At 68.4% G+C, this 16,697-nt stretch carries 18 protein-coding genes and 1 pseudogene; 10 read left to right on the forward strand and 9 right to left on the reverse strand.

Translation table 11 applies throughout. The features are described 5' to 3' along the window. Both L1087_RS00005 and L1087_RS00010 read right to left on the reverse strand, forming a co-directional pair. A partial coding sequence (locus tag L1087_RS00005; protein ID WP_234557045.1) for a helix-turn-helix domain-containing protein occupies nt 1-457 on the reverse strand: 457 nt, incomplete at its 3' end. A gap of 40 nt (nt 458-497) precedes the next feature. Further along, complete coding sequence (locus tag L1087_RS00010; protein ID WP_234557046.1) at nt 498-2,636, reverse strand: alpha-amylase family glycosyl hydrolase; 2,139 nt, start codon at nt 2,634-2,636, stop codon at nt 498-500. A gap of 166 nt (nt 2,637-2,802) precedes the next feature. Between L1087_RS00010 and L1087_RS00015 the strand changes: the two genes are divergently transcribed. From L1087_RS00015 to L1087_RS00060, 10 genes and pseudogenes are all read left to right on the forward strand, one after another. Beyond that, complete coding sequence (locus tag L1087_RS00015; RefSeq protein WP_234557047.1) at nt 2,803-3,489, forward strand: gamma-glutamyl-gamma-aminobutyrate hydrolase family protein; 687 nt, start codon at nt 2,803-2,805, stop codon at nt 3,487-3,489. A gap of 95 nt (nt 3,490-3,584) precedes the next feature. Further along, nucleotides 3,585-3,941 carry a helix-turn-helix domain-containing protein gene (locus L1087_RS00020; RefSeq protein ID WP_234557048.1) on the forward strand — a complete coding sequence of 119 codons (357 nt, stop codon included), beginning with the start codon at nt 3,585-3,587 and terminating at the stop codon, nt 3,939-3,941. Between the two features lie 22 nt (nt 3,942-3,963). Beyond that, a complete protein-coding gene (locus L1087_RS00025) occupies nt 3,964-4,416 on the forward strand; it encodes a sensor histidine kinase (protein ID WP_234557049.1) in 453 nt (150 codons plus the stop codon). Nucleotides 4,417-4,437: 21 nt separating this feature from the next. Then, the gene (locus tag L1087_RS00030; protein ID WP_234557051.1) at nt 4,438-4,773 is read left to right on the forward strand and encodes a DUF5666 domain-containing protein; all 336 of its coding nucleotides are present in this window, start codon (nt 4,438-4,440) and stop codon (nt 4,771-4,773) included. A gap of 89 nt (nt 4,774-4,862) precedes the next feature. Then, complete coding sequence (locus L1087_RS00035) at nt 4,863-5,384, forward strand: YceI family protein (protein WP_234557054.1); 522 nt, start codon at nt 4,863-4,865, stop codon at nt 5,382-5,384. Continuing rightward, nucleotides 5,381-6,172 carry a cytochrome c3 family protein gene (locus L1087_RS00040; protein ID WP_234557055.1) on the forward strand — a complete coding sequence of 264 codons (792 nt, stop codon included), beginning with the start codon at nt 5,381-5,383 and terminating at the stop codon, nt 6,170-6,172. Before L1087_RS00035 ends, L1087_RS00040 begins: the two co-directional genes overlap by 4 nt. A gap of 10 nt (nt 6,173-6,182) precedes the next feature. Beyond that, entirely contained in the window at nt 6,183-6,635 is a 453-nt protein-coding gene (locus L1087_RS00045) for a hypothetical protein (protein ID WP_234557057.1), read from the forward strand. Next, nucleotides 6,632-7,289, forward strand: a pseudogene (locus L1087_RS00050) (response regulator transcription factor). Before L1087_RS00045 ends, L1087_RS00050 begins: the two are co-directional and overlap by 4 nt. Beyond that, the gene (locus L1087_RS00055; RefSeq protein WP_267964598.1) at nt 7,286-8,512 is read left to right on the forward strand and encodes a sensor histidine kinase; all 1,227 of its coding nucleotides are present in this window, start codon (nt 7,286-7,288) and stop codon (nt 8,510-8,512) included. Before L1087_RS00050 ends, L1087_RS00055 begins: the two are co-directional and overlap by 4 nt. Further along, on the forward strand, nt 8,499-9,071 hold the full coding sequence (locus tag L1087_RS00060; protein WP_234557059.1) for a hypothetical protein: 573 nt from the start codon (nt 8,499-8,501) through the stop codon (nt 9,069-9,071). Before L1087_RS00055 ends, L1087_RS00060 begins: the two co-directional genes overlap by 14 nt. An 11-nt stretch (nt 9,072-9,082) precedes the next feature. On the opposite strand, the gene lysA is transcribed toward L1087_RS00060, so the two are convergent. The 7 genes from lysA to L1087_RS00095 are packed head-to-tail and all read right to left on the reverse strand — an operon-like array spanning nt 9,083 to nt 16,663. Continuing rightward, nucleotides 9,083-10,240, reverse strand: coding sequence for a diaminopimelate decarboxylase (lysA, locus tag L1087_RS00065; RefSeq protein ID WP_234557061.1), 1,158 nt, complete (start codon nt 10,238-10,240; stop codon nt 9,083-9,085). 3 nt (nt 10,241-10,243) lie between these two features. Continuing rightward, complete coding sequence (locus tag L1087_RS00070; RefSeq protein WP_234557063.1) at nt 10,244-11,071, reverse strand: carbohydrate ABC transporter permease; 828 nt, start codon at nt 11,069-11,071, stop codon at nt 10,244-10,246. Continuing rightward, a complete protein-coding gene (locus tag L1087_RS00075) occupies nt 11,068-12,030 on the reverse strand; it encodes a carbohydrate ABC transporter permease (protein WP_234557064.1) in 963 nt (320 codons plus the stop codon). The genes L1087_RS00070 and L1087_RS00075 overlap by 4 nt, the downstream gene beginning before the upstream one ends. A gap of 22 nt (nt 12,031-12,052) precedes the next feature. Then, nucleotides 12,053-13,327 (reverse strand): ABC transporter substrate-binding protein, encoded by a 1,275-nt coding sequence (locus tag L1087_RS00080; RefSeq protein ID WP_234557067.1) that lies wholly within the window; start codon nt 13,325-13,327, stop codon nt 12,053-12,055. Next, a complete protein-coding gene (locus tag L1087_RS00085; protein WP_234557069.1) occupies nt 13,324-14,832 on the reverse strand; it encodes a glycoside hydrolase family 3 N-terminal domain-containing protein in 1,509 nt (502 codons plus the stop codon). The genes L1087_RS00080 and L1087_RS00085 overlap by 4 nt, the downstream gene beginning before the upstream one ends. Next, nucleotides 14,829-15,689, reverse strand: a complete 861-nt coding sequence (locus tag L1087_RS00090; protein WP_234557071.1) for an N-acetylmuramic acid 6-phosphate etherase — start codon at nt 15,687-15,689, stop codon at nt 14,829-14,831. Before L1087_RS00090 ends, L1087_RS00085 begins: the two co-directional genes overlap by 4 nt. Next, nucleotides 15,686-16,663, reverse strand: coding sequence for a serine hydrolase domain-containing protein (locus tag L1087_RS00095; protein ID WP_234557073.1), 978 nt, complete (start codon nt 16,661-16,663; stop codon nt 15,686-15,688). Before L1087_RS00095 ends, L1087_RS00090 begins: the two co-directional genes overlap by 4 nt. Nucleotides 16,664-16,697 lie beyond the last annotated feature (34 nt).

The raw sequence follows: 16,697 nt of genomic DNA on the forward strand, positions 1-16,697 counted from the left end.
CCCGCCGCCACACCGTCTCCACCGACACGTACCGCGTTCGCCCCCATCGGTACCCCAGGGCCAGGAGCCTCCGCCGCACCGTCCCCGGATGGAAGCGGGTGAAGAACCGCCCCTCCAAGGCTTCCGCCAGCAGGGGCGCGGTCCAGGCCCTGTCCCCAGAGAGGAGTTCCTGCAGGTACGCGGTCATGGCCTCCGTCCACCGGGGCTTGGCCCCGGGGGCCTTGCCGTCGGCCAGGCCGTCGAGGCCCTGGCGCAGCCACCGCCTGAGGTCCCGCCGGGCTGTGGCCCGGTCCAGGCCCAGGTGGCGGGCGATGCGGGGGGCGGTCCATCCTTGGGCCGCCAGGCGGACGGCCTGGGCGCGGCGGCGCACCTTGTGAGGCACCACGGGGTTGGTCTCCAGTTCCCGCAGCTGGGCGTTTTCCTCAGGACTCAGGTGGATGCGCAGAGGGGCTGGCATGGGGCAACTGTAACGGAGGGGCACTTAGCCACCTGAGCTCCTACTGCCCCAGGTGGAGCAGGTACCGGAAGCTAAGGGGGGGCACGCTGACCTCCTTCCGGTACGTCCGGCCTTCTATGGGATCCCGCCACCCACCCGGCGGTAAGGGTAAGGAGGCGGCCTCGAGGCCGCTGTTGAACGCCGCCAGCACCTCCCCTTCTCCCGGTTCCCCCCGGAAAAAGGCCAGAAGGTAGCCCTCACCGTAGTAGGTCCGGAACACGGCGCTTCGAAGGGCCGGAAGCTCCCGCCGCCACCTTGCCAGCTCCCGGTAGAAGGCCAGGGTTTCCCCCTGGCACCTCCCCCACTGGAAGGGGTACCGGTTGAGCTCCAGTGGGGGATCCGCCGGCCTTTCCCCGGTGAAGCCGCACTCATCCCCCTGGAAGGTTACGGGGAGGCCTGGAAGGGCATAGAGCATGGCCGCCGCCAAGCGTTGCCGGGCACGGGCCTCCGGGCTGGGGATGTCCTTCAAGCCGTCACCCCCCAGCTCCGTGAGCAGGCGGGCGGTGTCGTGGGAGGTGATCAAGTTGAAACCCATGCCCGCCACAGCTTCGGGGTAGAGGGCATAGACCCGGGCGAGATCAGCCAAGGCCCGGCGGGCGTTATAGAGGGCCAGGTTCCCTCCCCTGGCAAAGCGGAGCAGGATATCCCTGCCGATGGCGTAGTTCATCAGCGAGTCAAACTCGTCCCCTTGAAGCCAGCTCGGATCCCTCTGCCAGATCTCCGCCACCAGGTAGACATCTGGCCTGATGGCCTTCAGCGCGGCCCGCATCTCCTTGAAAAAGGCATGGGGGTTCAGCACATCCCCGGGCACGTCCACCCGCACCCCGTCAAAGCCAAAGCGTACCCAATATTTGGCCACCTCAATCAGATAGCGCTTCACCCCGGGGTTTGCGGTGTTCAGCTTGGGCAGGCTCCCTAACCCCCACCATCCCTCGTAGGCCGATCCGTCACCCGGCACAAAGGGCCACCGCTTGATGAAGTACCAGTTCCAGTAAGGGGAACGGGGACCCCTTTTCACCACATCCTGGAAAGCCCAGAAGCCCAAACCGGTGTGGTTGGGAACGAAGTCGAAAACCACCCGCATGCCCCGGCGGTGGGCCTCGTCCAAAACCCTGCGCAAAAGGGCTTTGTCGCCGAACTTGGGCGAGACCTTGAGGTAGTCATGGGTGTCGTAGCCATGGGCTGAGCCGGAATCAAAGATCGGGTTCAAGTAGATCACGGTCACCCCCAGGGCTTCCAGATAGGGAAGCTTCGCTAGCACGCCGGCAAGATCCCCACCGAAGTATTGGTGGCAACAGTGCAAGGGCGAAGGGGGATCGCCCCAGCGGGAAAGATGGGGCCTGGCCCCAGAGGAGCGCTGCCACACCTGGTTAAAGCGGTACTCGTCGGTTTCCAGGGCCAGGGCGTCGTTGCTGGAATCCCCGTTGTAGAAGCGCTCGGGGAAGACCTGGTACCCCACCCCCTCCCCCACCCAGGCCACCTCGGCAAAGGGGTTGCTGGGAGGGGTAAAGGGGCCGAAGGCCTCCTCTTTCCCGTCCTGAGCGCGCACCCAGATGCGGTAAGCCCCTACGTCCTTAGGCAGGGTGCCACGCCAAACCTCGGTTCCCGGAAAATTCAGCTGAAGGTGCATGGGGAGCCTCTTTCCTTCCACCTCCACCCAGGCGGCCGCCACCGCCCCCTCCCCCGCCCGGAAGCGCACGGAAAGCTGGTTGTCGGCATAGGACACATACTGGGCGTCCAAGGGATCATGGGCGAAGCCCAGGGCCACGGGCTCCACGGGAGGGGTGGGGGCTACCGGGGCCTGGACCACGATGACGGCATTTCGCCCCCCGAAGCCATCGTCCACACACCCTGCCGCCTTCGGGTCCACCATGGGCGTGCCGAAGGTGGGATCGTGGCACATGTCCCTGGGCCACTGGCCGTTGATGAAGAACTTGTACTGGTGCTCCCCTGGATCCAGGTCCACGGTGACCGCCCAGGATCCGTCCTCCTTCTGCATGGGGGTTTCCCCCCAGCCGTTGAAGGAACCCCTTAGGCTTACCGAGTGCACCTCGAGGCCCGAAGGAGGGGTGTAGCGGAAGGCTACCGGGACCGCCAAGGGCAGGCTAAGCCATACCCACACCGCCAGGATCCTCCCCATGCTCCCTCCTTTTCTCACCCCATAGAAGCGCTTCCATCACACTCCCATTACCCTTTTGCGCAACCCCAGAGGGAGCCGGGCCGCAAATCCCTCACCCACCTACGGATTCCGTCCCCCTGAGGAATGCCTCGGCCCTTGGTAAGGATAACGAAGGTACCATGGACGTATGCGCCTTATCGGCGTTGCCACTCAGTATCGCCAGAACGAGGGCCTCATGAACCAGAGGTTCTGGGGCCTCCTGGAGTTCTACCTGGAGGCCCTTGCCTCCCAGGGCCTGGCCCATGTCCTCCTGCCGCCGCAGGCACCGGAGGCTTTGGAGCGCATCCTGCCGCATCTGGACGGGCTTCTCCTCCCCGGAGGCGGGGACGTGGACCCGGCCCGCTACGGGGAGGAGCCTCACCCCCGCCTGGGGGAGGTGAGCCCGGAGAGGGACGCCCACGAGCTCTTCCTGGCCCGCTACGCCGCGGAGAAGGGCCTCCCGGCCCTGGGCGTATGCCGGGGCATCCAGGTGATGAACGTGGCCTTGGGGGGAACGCTCTACCAGGACCTCGAGGCCCAGGGCTTTACCGAGGTGCAGCACCACCAGAAAAGCCCCGCGCCCGCCCTGGGCCACCTCGTCCGCCAGGTGGCGTCAGGCCCGCTCTCCCGGCTCTTCCCCGAAACTTTCCGCGTGAACTCCTACCACCACCAGGGCCTGAAGGCTCTGGGAAGAGGGCTGAAGCCCCTGGCGGTGGCCCCGGACGGGCTGGTGGAAGCCGTGGCCCTGGAGGGGCATCCCCTCTTCCTGGGGGTGCAGTGGCACCCCGAGCTCCTCCAGGAGCACTGGGGCCTTTTTGGCCTCCTGAAGGGGTAGTCGTTCACCACACGTTCACACGGGAGGCCTTCTCCCTTCACCTCCTCCCCCCTACCCTAGGGGCGACCCTGGGAAGGGTCAGAAAGGAGAAGGCCATGAAAGGCAACGCTTGGTTGGTTCTGGCAGGACTGGTGGCGGCGGGGCTGGCGGTGGCGTATGGACCTCGGGCTGGCTTCGGCGTGGGCACGCCCCAAGCAGGGGTGGTAGCGGGCCTGGCGGGCACCCTCCACGACGAAGCGGCTTCCCTCCTGGGCCTCACCCCGGAGGAGCTGGTGGCCCTGCACCAGCAGGGCAAGACCCTGGCGCAGATCGCCCAGGAGCTGGGGATGGACCCCGCCAAGCTGGAGGCAGAGCTGGTGGAAGCCCGCAACTCCGCCATTGACCAGGCGGTGCAGGCGGGCGCCCTGCCTCCTCACCCTGGCGGAAAGCGGGGGCCTGCGGCTTACGCCTGAGCCCCTGGACCCCCAGGATCTGGTGCGCGGGGTCCTGGAGGGCTACGCCGGCCAGGCGGCAGCCAAGGGGGTGGCCCTCCAGGTCCTGGGAAGCGCCCCTCCCCTCCTTGCGGACCGGGAGGCCCTAAAGCGCGTCCTGCACAACCTCCTGGACAACGCCCTCCGCTATACCCCTCCCGGGGGGCGGGTGGAGGTGTCCTTGGAGACGCAGGGAGGCGAGGTACGCCTGGCGGTGCGGGACACGGGGCCCGGCCTGAAACCAGGAGAGGAAGAGCGGGTCTTCCAACGCTTCTACCGGGGCGACCCCGCCCGCAGCCGTGGGGGTAGCGGGCTGGGTCTAGCCATCGCCAAGAGCCTGGTGGAGGCCATGGGCGGCCGCGTGCGGGCGGGCAACCACCCCGAGGGAAGAGCCTGGTTCGCCCTCTGGCTCCCCCAGGCCGGGGGCGTTTACGCTCCGTTTACCACTGAAGCCTAGCCTCGTGGATGGAGGTGGAGGATGAGTAGAAAGCCCGCCATCTTCTGGAGCGGTTTGGTCCTCCTGGCCGCCTGCCAGCTGGCGCCGCAAAGCGGAGAGGGGTTCCAGGCCTTGGGGGTGTTGGGGGGCACGCCGGAGCGGCCAACCCTGATGGGCAAGGTTCTGGACACCGCTGGGGCTAACCTCACTTGGGCTACCTTGACCACCACCCCCAGCACCCAGTTTGAGGCCCGCGACCAGCACCTGACCCGGGAAGACTTCTTTACCCTCCTGCGGGAGGGCGACCGGGTGGAGGTCAAGGGCACCCTCTCCGGAACCACCATCCAGGCCAGCAAGGTGGAGCTGAAAGGGCGCTAGAGGAAACCTTTCGGGGGCGGGGCTACTGGCCCCGCCCTTCGCTTACGGAAGATTTACGGAGACGCTCTAGCCTAAAGGCGAGGAGGTGGATGAAGATGCGCTGGATGACGCTTCTTCTCACACTGGGATGGGCCTTGGCCACCGGGTACCAGGTGCAAGGGGAAGCCGTGTACGAAGCTCGGGCGCCCCTGGGGGCTTTCCAGGGGGTCAACCCTACCCTGAAGGGGCAGGTGGTCTTTGACCTCACCAAGGGCCAGCTCCAAGGAAGGGTGTGCCTGGATCTCGCCGCCTGGGACTCCAAGGAACCCCTTAGGGACCGCCATACCCGCGACATGTTCCAGGTGGACCGCTATCCCCAAGCCTGCCTCACCGTGGCCGGCTACGACGCGCAAAAGGGTCTGGTGCAGGGCACGCTCAGCCTGCACGGGGTAGAGAAAAAGGTGGCCTGGCCCCTTCGCTACACCCTCGCGGAGGGGGGCAAGCGGGTCAGCTTTGAAGGGGAGTTCGAGCTCCTTCTGAGCGACTACGGGCTGAAGGCCCCCACCTTCATGGGGATGCGGGTGCAAGACCGGGTCATGGTGCGGGTCAAGGGGCAGGGGGTGGCCCAGTGAGGCGCCTCGGATGGCTTCTTCTGGTGGGGCTGGCCCTGGCCGGCGAAGGCGAGCGCTACCTCTACGTGCGCTGGGATGCGGAGAAGGGCCAAGCCCTCCTTTCCAACGGCGCGCCGCTGCCGCCAGGGGTGCCCCTCATCCCGGGACAGTACGTGGAGCTGGAAAAGGGGCGGCTTAAACCCAAGCGGCAATGGCAACCCCCGCAGGACCTGGTGCGGGTGTATACCCCCCGGGAGGTCAGCCGGGTGGTCTTTAGCCACGAGCGCCATTTCGCCGCTCTAGGGGCAAAGGGAAGTACTTGCGAGAGCTGCCATACCGCCTTGGACGCAAACAAAGCGTGGAAGAGCCTAGCCCCTACCCCGGCCCTCGAGTCCCACGGGGCCACCTCCCTAGGCCGCTTCTGCGCCACCTGCCACGACGGTAAGACCCGGCCCACCTCCGTGCCAGGAAACCAGAGCCCCCTCAGCACCCCCATCTTCACCGCCTTCGGCCGCAAGGGGGAAGCCTCCTGCGCCCACTGCCATGCCCCCAAAGATCACGGGCAGGACTTCACCTCTGGTCACGGAGAGCTAGCAGAAGACGGGGGATCGAGGCAGTGCGCCACCTGCCACCGGGGAGCTTCGGGCCTCACCGCTCAGGAGCGTACCCTGGTCCAAGCCTTCCAAAGGGCGCAACTGGCCCTGATCCACAACCCCGAGGACGAAAAGGCCTTTAATGCGGTCCTCCCTGCCAACTTCTGCGCCTACTGCCACGGGCTGGACAGGGAGGCCTGGGGCGGGAAAGACTAAAGGCGAAGCCATGGGAGAACTCTTGGAAAAGCGCTTCCCCGACCTGGTGGCCCTCCTGGTAGCCCTGGGCTTCATGACCCTTTTGGCCGAGCTCCTCCCCACCGGGCACACGGAAGGGCTGCAGGTGCTGGCCCCCGTAGCCGCAGGAGTGGGGGCAGGCCTCACGGCCCTAGGGCTTCTGGTACCGCGGCTCCACCTACCCTCCCTAGCCGCCCTCCTTCTCGTGGGCGCCAGCGGCCTGGTAGGCCTGGTGGTGCACCTGGAGGAGTCCTTGGAAGGAGCAGGCATGGGCTGGGTGCAGACGGTGGACGAGGAGGGCTACGCGTACCCCGGGTACCCGCAAGAGGCGGAGGGTGGGCAGGCCGGGGAGGAACCTGAGGGGAACCCTCCGCCCCTGGCCCCCCTCAGCCTCTCGGGCCTGGGGCTCCTTGGGGCTTTGGCCCTGTATGTGAAGCGGCCATGAGGGTCTTGGTGGTGGAGGACGAGGCCGGGATCCGCGAGCCGGTGGTTGCCCTTCTGCGGCGGGAGCGCTACGAGGCCTTGGGCGTCGAAAGCCTGGAGGAAGCTATCCATCTCCTGGCCGAGGGAGAGCCCGACGTCATCGTTTTGGACGTCATGCTTCCCGAAGGAGAGGACGCCGGCTTCCGCTTCGCCGAGGATCTCCGGCAGTCGGGCTACCGGGGGGCCATCCTCTTCCTCACTGCCCGGGATGCCTTGGAAGACCGGGTGCAGGGCTTGGAGCTGGGCGGGGACGACTACTTGGTCAAGCCCTTCCACCTGGAGGAGCTCCTGGCCCGGGTGCGGGCCCTGGCCCGCCGCAGCGCCGACTTCAAGGGGCGCAGGCTGGAGCGGGGCCCCCTGGCCGTGGACCTGGCCGCCCGGCAGGTCTACTGGGAGGGCCGGGAAGTGGCCCTTTCCCCTAAGGCCTTTGCCCTCCTGGAACTCCTGGCTCTGAACCCAGAAAAAAGTCTTTAGCCGGGAAGAGCTCTTGGAAAGGCTTTTTCCTGGGGCAGAGAGCGAGGCAGTGTTGCGGGTGTACGTGTAAAAGCTTCGGCAAAAACTCGCCCCCTGGGTGGTGGAGCGGGTGCCCGGGGGTTACCGCCTGGGGAAGCCATGAGCCTACGCATCCGCCTGGCCTACACCTTCTTCCTCCTCACCTTCGCCAGCGGGCTCCTTTCCCTGGCGGGGGGCTACTTGGTCTTTCGCAACCTGGTGGAGCGGGACATCGCCCAGGACCTGGCGGAGCTTTCCGGGCGTGTGGCCCGCACCCTCGTCCTCACCCAGGAAGGGCCGCGCCTGGCCGAGGGGGACATCTTCCTCGGCACCCATTATGTCTTCGGGTTCCGGCTCCTGCAGGGGGAGAGGCCCGTGCTGGAGGGGGGATTTGCCCCCGAGGCAAGCGGGACCTGGCGGACCCTGTCCACCTCTTGGCAGGGCTACAACCTAGAGGTGAGCCTGCGGGTGGAGGAGTACCAGCGGGCCCTGAGCGCTTTTCTGCGGGCCGGCCTAAGCCTCCTCTTGCCCCTTTTGTTCCTCGCGGCCCTTTTGGGCTACGCCACGGCCGGGTTCATTACCCGGCCCCTGGAGAGGCTTTCGCAAGCGGTGGAGAGCCTCTCGGCCCTACGTTTTCCCGAGCCCCTCCCCTTGGAGCGTGACCGGGAGCTTGCCCGCCTCACCCGGGGTTTCAACCGCCTGGTGGAAGCGGTGCGCAGTGCCCTGGAACGGGAGCGGCTCTTTACCCGCTACGCCTCCCACGAGCTCCGGAGCCCCCTGGCGGTCTTCCGCGCCCAGCTGGATGCAGCCAGGCAGGGCCTGATCCCTTGGGAGGAAGCCCTGCCCCACATGGAGGGGGCTTTGCGCAGGATGGAAGCGGTGCTCCAAGGCCTCCTAGCCCTGGCCCGACCCGAGGAGGGCAACCTGGCCCCCATGGAGCTGGCGGAGTACCTGGAGGCGTCCTTGAAAGATAAGGGGGTCCGCCTGCTTCTGCAGGGCCCGGCCTGGGTTCTGGCCCACCCTTTGCTGGTGGACCGACTCGTGGACAACCTTCTGGCCAACGCCTTCCGCCACGGCGCCCCGCCGGTGGAGGTCCGCCTCTTCCCCAACGGGGACAGTGTGGTGCTGGAGGTGCGGGACCACGGCAAAGGGGTCCGCGAGGAGGACAAGGAGCGCCTCACCCGCCCCTTCTTCCGCGGCCCGGGCGGCCCCGAGGGGCTGGGCCTGGGCCTGGCCCTGGTGGAGCAGGTGGTCCGAAGGCTCGGCGGCACCTTGGAGTTCGCCAACGCCCACCCGGGCCTGCGGGTCCGGGTACGGCTTCCGCGGAGGGAAGATGCGGCGGCGTGAGGTCTTGGGGCTCCTCCTCTCCCTCCTTTCCGGCGCGGCTCTAGCCGACTCCCAGGAAGGAAAGGAGGGGAAGAAGCGGGAAGAAGGGGAGAAGAAACGCAAGGGGGAGGAGAAGACCTCACCAGGGGCTTCCGAGGGGAAGGAGGACCCGGTGTTCTACGGCCAGGTGGAAGCGGTGCAGGGCACCACCCTTTGGGTGGCCGGCCGCGCCCTTAGGGTGGAATCACCGCTTCTGCCCTACCTGGTCCCGGGCATGGTGGTTCAGGTTAAGGGACCGAGCGTGACCGTGGTGAGCCCTGGGAACTGGGCCTACTACCAAGGCCCAGGGGAGGCCCTGGGCCTGGGGCGGGGCCCCGTGAGGGCCTGGTGGAAGGAGGGAGTCCTGTGGCGGGTCTGGCCGGGCGACGGCCAGGAAACCCTGGTGGTGGCCCGCTTTGAGCACGGGGTTTGGCTTGGCGTTCCCAAGGGCCTCCCCCTCGGGAAGCCGCCGATAGAAGGCTGGTGGCTGGTCCGGCTGACGGGTAGCAAGGTGAAGGGCCTTGAGCGCCTGGGCGACTGACCAGAGAGAAACTACTCCCCCTCCCAAAGCCCTTCCAGGGGCTCCCTTTCCCTCAAGACCTCCCACCCCTCCCCCGTCCAGAGGAGCTCCAGGGGCCTCGGGGTGTCCAGGTAGGTGAGGGCCATGCTGGCCCCGTACGCCCCGGCCTCCAGGAAGGCCAAGGCCTCCCCCTCCTCCGGCATGGGCAGGGGCACGTCCCGGGCCAGGACGTCCCCCGCCTCGCAAGCCGGGCCCGCCAGGTCAAACACCCCCGCCTCACGGCCCTCCTGGGGATAAAGGGGCAGGACCGGGTGCCGGGCCCCGTAAAGGGCAGGCCGCAGGAGGCTCGTCATCCCCCCGTCCAGAAGGAGGTAGCGCCGCCTGGTGGCCTTCACCCCCACCACCCGCACCACCAGGACCCCGGCCTCCGCCACCAGGTAGCGCCCGGGCTCCAGCCAGACCTCGGCCCCGTAGAGGCGGGCCAGCGCCTCCATGGGCCCGGCCAAAGCCTTCAGGTCCAGGCGGAGGCCGAACCCACCCCCCAGGTCCAGAACCGCCACCGGCCCCACCTGCGGGTAAAGGGCCTCCAGCACCCGGTAGCCCTGGAGGAAGTCCTCCACCCCCTCGAGGGCCGAGCCCAAGTGGAGGTGGAGGCCGAGAAACCGAAGGCCCTTCTCCCGGGCCAGGCGCACCAGGCGGGGCACCGCCTCGGGAAGCACCCCGAACTGGCTCTCCCCCCTGCCCGTGGCCAGGTGCCCGTGGGTGCGCACGGGCAGGTCCGGGTTCACCCGGAGGAGGACCCTGGCCCCTGGGAGGTGGCGGGCGACCCGCTTTAGATCCCCTTCCGAGTCCAGGACCACCACAGGGGCCTGTTCCCGCACGGCGGCAAGGGCCGCTTCCGTCTTCACCGGGCCGTTCCAGACCACCGTCTCTGGGGAAAACCCCGCCCGGTAGGCCCTGAGCACCTCCCCCAGGGAAACCACCTCCGCCCCCAGGCCCAGGGCCCGAAGCCGTCGGAGAAGCCCCAAGCGGGGGTTGGCCTTGAGGGCGTAGAAGAGCCGGGCGAAGGGGAAGGCTTCCCGCAAGCGGGCCACCTGGACCGCCACCCGGCCCCAATCGTAGGCGTAGAAGGGGGTGGGGTAGCGCCCTAGGGCCTCCTGGAGAGCTTGGCGGAAGAGGGCATCCAGCACGGCCTACCCCTTCAGGCTCCCCAGGGTGAGGCCCTGGATGAAGTAGCGCTGGGCCAGGAGGAAGACCAGGATGGGCGGGATGGTGCCCAGGGTAAGCCCAGCCATGAGCACCGTCCACTCCGTGGAAAACTGCCCCTGGAAGACCGCCAGGCCCACGGTGAGGGTGCGCATCTCCAAGGAGTTGGTGACGATGAGGGGCCAGAGGAAGCTGTTCCAGCCCGCCAAGAAGGTGAAGGTGCCCAAGGTGGCCAGGGCGGGGGCCGCTAGGGGCAGGGCCACCTTCCAGTACACCTGCCAAGGGCTTGCCCCGTCCACGATGGCCGCCTCCTCCAGCTCCTTGGGCAGGTGCAGGAAGTGCTGGCGCATGAGGAAGATGGCGAAGGCGTCGAAGAGCCCGGGCAGGATCAGGGCGTAGTAGGTGTCCACCCAGCCCAGGTTCCGCATGAGGATGAAGAGGGGGATGATGAGGACGTGTACCGGAATCATGAGGGTGGCCAGGAAGAGGAGGAAAAGCGCCCCCTGCCCCCGGAAGCGGAAGCGGGCGAAGGCGTACCCCCCCATGGCCCCGCTGGTCAGGTTCAAGAAGGTGAGGCCCAAGGCCACCACCAGGGAGTTCAGATACCAGCGGCCAAAGGGCACGCTGGTGAGCACCTTTTGGTAGTTCTCCAGGTGGAGCTCCTTGGGCCAGACCTCCACCGGCAGGTCAAAGACCGCCCCCGGGGCCTTGAGGCTGGTGGACACCATCCAGAAGAAGGGGACCAGCATGGTGAGGCCCCCCGCGAGGAGGAGCAGGTAGACCAAAGTGTCCCAGAGCTTACCCAAAAGCTTCATGCTTCCTCCACCACCCAGCGCCGCCTCAGGGTCCACTGCAGGTAGGTGAGGGCAAAGAGGACCAGGAAGAGCACCCAGGCGATGGCCGAGGCGTAGCCCATCTCAAAGGGGAAGGTGCCGAAGGCCTTGCGGTACAGGTAGAGCATGAGGACGTTGGTGGCGTCCACCGGGCCGCCCCCGGTCATGGTGTAGACCAGGCCGAAGACCTGGAAGCCCCCGATCATAGCGAGAAGGGTGTTGAGGAAGACCGTGGGGGTGAGGAGGGGCAGGACCACGTAGAAAAAGCGCTGGAAGGTGTTGGCCCCGTCCAGGCTGGCGGCCTCCAGGTACTCCTTGTTGATGTTCTGAAGCCCCGCGAGGAAGATGAGCATGCGGAGGCCCACCCCCGCCCAGACGGAGGCCAGGATCACCCCCCACATGGCCCAGGCGGGGTCGGAAAGCCACCCCGGCCCCTCCTGGGCCAGCCACACCGCCCAGCCGGGGGCCTCGAGGCCCAAGAGGGTGAAAAGACCAACCAGCCTCTCCCCTACCCAGCGCAGGAAGAGGTTCACCGGCCCCACGGTGGGGTTCAAGACCCAGCGCCAGAGGAGGCCCACCGCCACCACGCTGGTCACCGTGGGCAGGAGGTAGAGGGTGCGCAGGAGGCGCACCCCCGGCCAGGGCCGGTTCAGCCCCAAGGCCAGGAGGAGGGCCAGGACGATCTCCAGGGGCACCGCCACCGCCACGTAGAAGAGGGTGTTGAAGAAGGCCTTGTGGAAGACGGGATCTTCCAGGAGGCGGCGGTAGTTCTCCAGACCCACCCAGTTCTCCTGAAAGGTACGCCAGGTGAGGGGGCGGAGGCCGTCGTACTGGATGAAGGAGAGGAAAAGGCTGGCCAGAATGGGCCCCAGGTTGAAGGCCAGGAAGCCCGCCAATGAGGGCAGGAGGAAGAGGAGGGGAAAGCGGTAGTAGGCGCGCACGGGGGCCTCCTGGCCTTTTGGGCTAGCGCCGCTTCCTTTCCGCCTGGACCTCGTCCAGGATCTTCTGCACCTGGGGCGCCACCCCGTCCAGGGCGGCCTTCAGGTCAGCCTTGCCCTGCCAGACGGGCTCCAACGCCTTGTTGATCAGCTGCAGGGCCTCGTTCCAGCGCTCAAAGGTCTCCGTGGGACGGGCGGTGCGGTTCACCGTGAGGAAGTACTGCTGGTTCTTGGGCGGGGGCGGTACGAAGAAGTCCTTGAGGTTTTGGATGCTCTTTTCCACGTTCTTCACGTCCACGCCCCGGGCCGGGATGATGAGGCCGGTCCTGGTGAAGATGCGGCTGGCCTCCGGGCCCGCCAGGAAGGAGAGGAGCTTCCAAGCGGCCTCGGGGTTCCTGGTGCCCGCGGCCATGACCCAGCCGGAGCCGTCAATATCCACGATGCTCCCCGCCTTGCCCCGGGGGAAGGGCACCACGTCGAAGTCGAACTTGGCCCGGGCCTTCAGGGTGGGCACCCGCCAGCGCCCGTCCACGATCATCCCCGTCTGCCCGTTCAGGAACATGGTGAAGGCCCCCCGGTCCTGGGCCTCCTCCGGGGTGGGGGCCACCCGGTGCCTGTAGCGGAGGTCCAGGTAGAACTGGAGGCCCTCCAGGGAAGCCGGGCTATTCAGGAGGAAGCGGGTGTGGTCGGGGCTGTAGAAGCGGCCGCCCGCGGACCAGACCCAGGGCTGCCAAAAGAGATAGAAGGTCTGGAAGGAAACCCCCCACTGCACCCGCTTGCCGTCCCTCTCCACGGTGAGGGCCTTGGCGTAGCGGAGGAAGTCCTCCCAGGTCCAGTCGGGCTTGGGGTCGGGGAGGCCCGCCTTCTTGAGAAGGTCGCGGTTGTAGAACACCACCAGGTTGGACACGTCCCGGGGCAGGCCGTACTGCTTCCCCTCCCACTGGAAGGCCTTGAGGATGCCGGGGAAGATGTCGGCGGTGGGGTACTTATCCCGCTGGATGAAGGCGTCCAGGGGGGCGAGGACACCCCTCGAGGCCATCCCCGGGAAGTCGATGTTGTTGAGGAAGAAGACGTCCGGGGGCGTGCCCGCGGCCATCATGGCGGTGATCTTGGCCAGGTACTCGGCGGAGGGGATGTTGATGTACTCCACCTGGATGCCGGGGTTTTTCTCCTGGAAGACCTTCAGGACCTCCTGGTAGGCCTTGATCTCCTCCTGGCTCCCCCAGCTGGCCAAGACCAGCTTCTGAGCGGAGGCCAGGCCCAAAAGGAGCGCCAAAACACCAACCAGCCACCTTCTCATGGTTCACCTCCAAAAACCCATTGCCCCGAGGGGGCGTACACCCCCGCGAGGGCCTCCAACGCGGCCCGCACCTGGACCGCGCGGTAGCCGTGGGTGGCGAGGTACCCGGTGGGCCTGGGCAGGAAGCGCAGGTCGTCGGGGTTGCCCAGGGCCACCACGTACAGGGGCTTGCCCAAGGCGAAAAGGGCCTGCACCAAGGCCTTCTGCCCCTCCTTGAGGGGGCCCAGCCAGCGGTGGGTGGAGACCACCACCCGCTCCGCCTTCTTGGCCTCCTCCACCGCCTTGGCCACCTCCTGAGGGGAGGGGTCCTCGGAGAGGTTCAGGCCAAAGCTTCCCGGAAGGTACCGGGGCGCCAGGTCGGCCAGGCTGGGCTCGGCCCCGTAGCGCTCGGAGAGCCTCAGGCCCAGGACCAAGGTGCCCCGGCCGGGGATGGGAAGGGGGCCGAAGCGGTGAACCACCCCCCGGCGGGCGGCCTCGAGGGCCAAAGCCTCCTCCTCCTTGGGGGTGAAGGGGCACTCCCCCTTCCCCGCCCGCAGGAGGGCGGCCCGCCGCCTCGCCTCCTCCACCCGGGCGAGGGGGATCTCCTTCCCCAGGGCCTTCTGCAGGCGGGCGTGGACCTCGCGGATGGTCCCCTCCTCCGGCTCCAGGAGGAGGAGGTCAGCCCCCGCCCGCACCGCCTGCACCGCCGCCTCCCCCGCCCCAAAGTGGCGCTTGATGGCCCCCATGGCCATGTCGTCGGTGAGGAGGGCCCCCTGGAAACCCATCTCCTTCCGGAGGAGGCCGGTGAGGATGGCCGGGGAGAGGGTGGCCGGGTACCTGGGGTCCAGGGCGGAGAACACGATGTGGGCGGTCATGAGGGCGGGCATCCCCGCGGCCACGTAGCGGCGGAAGGGCAGGAGCTCCACCCGCTCCAGGGCTTCTTTAGGCTTGTCCACCCGGGGCAGGTCCAGGTGGGAGTCCACCCCCGTGTCCCCGTGCCCCGGGAAGTGCTTGCCCACAGGTCTAGCCCCCGAGCGCAAGACCCCCTTGGCAAAGGCCAGGCCCATGCGGGCCACCCGCTCGGGGTCGGCGCCGAAGGAGCGCAGGCCGATGATGGGGTTGTCCGGGTTGACGTTCACGTCCAGGACCGGGGCCAGGTTCACGTCCGCCCCCAGGCGGCGCACCTGGCACCCCAGGGCCCAGCCCACCCGCTCCACCAGGCCCTCGTCCCCGCTGGCGGAAAGGGCCATGGCCGAGGGGAAGCGCACCACCCCTTCCCGGTAGGAGGTGAAGGGCCCCCCCTCCTGGTCCACCAGGAGGAGGAGATTTGGGTCCAGGGCCCGAAGCCGCCGCACCACCCCTTGGGGGTCGCGGCGCAGGTTGGAGGGGTAGAGGATGACCCCCGCAGGCCGCACCTCGCGCAGGAGCCTTTCCGGCACCTCCTCCCCCCTAAAGCTCACCACCATGAAGGCCCCCGCCTGGGCCGCCGCCATGCCCATCCCCGCAAGCAGCGCCAAGAGCCTCACCTCCCCACCTCCGCCAAGGCCCCCCGCACGCCCTTCGCCTCCAGGAGGGCCAAGGCCTCCCCTGGTTCCAGGCCCAGGGCCACCAGGGCGGCCAAGGCGGGCTCGGGGTAGACCTCGAGGAGCGCCAAGGCCTCCTCCTGGCTGACCCCCGAAAGCTCCCGCACCAGGGCCGCCCCCCGGGCCCTAAGCTTGGCGTTTTGCGCCCGCATGCGGGCCATGCGGTTGCCGTAGACCCGGCCCAAAAGGACCATCACCAGGGTGGAGAAGAGGTTCAGGGCCACCTTCTGGGCGGTGCCCGCCCCCAGGCGGGTGCTCCCGGCGATGGGCTCGGGGCCCGTGAGGAGGAGGACCGGGTGGTGGGCCTCCGCCAGCAGGGGGGCCCCAGGGTTGTTGGCCAGGGCCACGGTGAGGGCCCCCCGCGCCTTGGCCCCCCTCAAGACCCCCAGGGTGAAGGGGGTGGCGCCGCTGGCCGCCACCGCCAAGAGCACGTCCTTCTCCCCCAGGGTCTGGCCTAAGGCTAAGCCCCCTTCCAGGTCGTCCTCGGCCCCCTCCGCCGCCTCCACCAGGGCCTTTTCCCCGCCGGCCAGGAGGTAGCGCACCCGGCTGAAGCCAAAGGTGGGCCAAAGCTCCACCCCGTCCAGCACCGCCAGCCGGCCGCTGGTGCCCGCCCCGGCGTAGACCAAGTACCCCCCTTGCCGCAGGCGGCTGGCGGCCTCCACCGCCGCCTTCTTCAAGGCCGGCAGGGCAGGCCAGAGGGCGGCCACGGCCCGGAGCTGGGCCTCGAGGAGGGCCATGAGCACCTCCTCCGGGGGCCAAAGGTCCAGGTCCCGGTAGCGCTGGGCCACGTCTTCCGTCATGCCACCTCCGCGGCCAGGGCGTTCCCCACCGCCCGGCGCAAGGGCGCCAGGGAGGGCCGGTGGCGGGTGGGGTGCACGGCGTTGGTGAGAAGGGCCCAGGCGTAGCCCCGCTCGGGGTCCACCCACACCCCCACCCCGGTGAAGCCGGTATGGCCAAAGGCCCTCTCGGAAACCAGACTTCCCCCATGCCACCCCGGGCGCTTCCGCTCCCAGGCAAGGAGCCTTTCCCCGTGGGGCCTTTGCATCTCCTCCAAGGCCGCCCGGGAAAGCCAGGTGCCCTGGAGGATGGCCCCAAGCTCCCCCAAGACCCCTTCCAAGGTGCCGAAGAGCCCCGCGTGCCCCGCCGCTCCCCCCAGGGCAAAGGCGTTCTCGTCGTGGACCTCCCCCCGGAGCACCCGCCCCCGCCAGGGGCAGCGCTCCGTGGCCACGCTCCGCTCCTGGGGAGGGGCGAAGGTTAACCCCGCGGGCAAGGGGAAGTCCCTTAAGGGCCGCCCCCGCACCCGCTCCAGGAGGAGGCCCAGGAGCATGTACCCGATATCCGAGTAAGCGGGCTCGCCCAAAGGCCAGGGGTGCTGCAGGAGGCGGGCCTTGAGGGCCTCCCCCTGCCCCCAGGTGTAGAGGGCCTCCCAGGGGGGCAGGCCCGCGGTGTGGGCCAAAAGGGCGCGCACGCTCACCCCCTTCAGGGGGTGGTCCTTAAGCCAGAGCATCTCCGGAAGGTGCTGGGCCAGCGGGTCGTCCAGGTCCAGAAGCCCTTCCTCCACCGCCTTCAGCACCTCCTTCAGGGTGAACAGGGGCTTGGTGAGGCTCGCCAGGTCAAAGTAGAAGCCCGCCTCGAGGGGCACGGGCTCGGGTTCCCGCTGGGCCAGGCCCAGGTGGAAGGCCTCCCGGCGGCCGTCAGCGAAGACCACGCCGAAGGCCACCCCCGGGACCACGCCCTTCTCCACCGCCTCCTCCAAGAGGGCCTTAACCCGCATGGCCCAGAGTCTACAACGGCCGGGGATTGGCAGG

The organism is Thermus tengchongensis (assembly GCF_021462405.1).
GTDB lineage: Bacteria > Deinococcota > Deinococci > Deinococcales > Thermaceae > Thermus > Thermus tengchongensis.

Bases quoted from the DNA above. Each gene is read 5' to 3' on its own strand.
- L1087_RS00010 (WP_234557046.1), bottom strand. From the start codon at position 2,636: ATGGGGAGGATCCTGGCGGTGTGGGTATGGCTTAGCCTGCCCTTGGCG.
- L1087_RS00015 (WP_234557047.1), top strand. From the start codon at position 2,803: ATGCGCCTTATCGGCGTTGCCACTCAGTATCGCCAGAACGAGGGCCTC.
- L1087_RS00020 (WP_234557048.1), top strand. From the start codon at position 3,585: ATGAAAGGCAACGCTTGGTTGGTTCTGGCAGGACTGGTGGCGGCGGGG.
- L1087_RS00030 (WP_234557051.1), top strand. From the start codon at position 4,438: ATGAGTAGAAAGCCCGCCATCTTCTGGAGCGGTTTGGTCCTCCTGGCC.
- L1087_RS00035 (WP_234557054.1), top strand. From the start codon at position 4,863: ATGAAGATGCGCTGGATGACGCTTCTTCTCACACTGGGATGGGCCTTG.
- L1087_RS00045 (WP_234557057.1), top strand. From the start codon at position 6,183: ATGGGAGAACTCTTGGAAAAGCGCTTCCCCGACCTGGTGGCCCTCCTG.
- L1087_RS00055 (WP_267964598.1), top strand. From the start codon at position 7,286: ATGAGCCTACGCATCCGCCTGGCCTACACCTTCTTCCTCCTCACCTTC.
- L1087_RS00060 (WP_234557059.1), top strand. From the start codon at position 8,499: ATGCGGCGGCGTGAGGTCTTGGGGCTCCTCCTCTCCCTCCTTTCCGGC.
- L1087_RS00070 (WP_234557063.1), bottom strand. From the start codon at position 11,071: ATGAAGCTTTTGGGTAAGCTCTGGGACACTTTGGTCTACCTGCTCCTC.
- L1087_RS00080 (WP_234557067.1), bottom strand. From the start codon at position 13,327: ATGAGAAGGTGGCTGGTTGGTGTTTTGGCGCTCCTTTTGGGCCTGGCC.
- L1087_RS00090 (WP_234557071.1), bottom strand. From the start codon at position 15,689: ATGACGGAAGACGTGGCCCAGCGCTACCGGGACCTGGACCTTTGGCCC.
- L1087_RS00095 (WP_234557073.1), bottom strand. From the start codon at position 16,663: ATGCGGGTTAAGGCCCTCTTGGAGGAGGCGGTGGAGAAGGGCGTGGTC.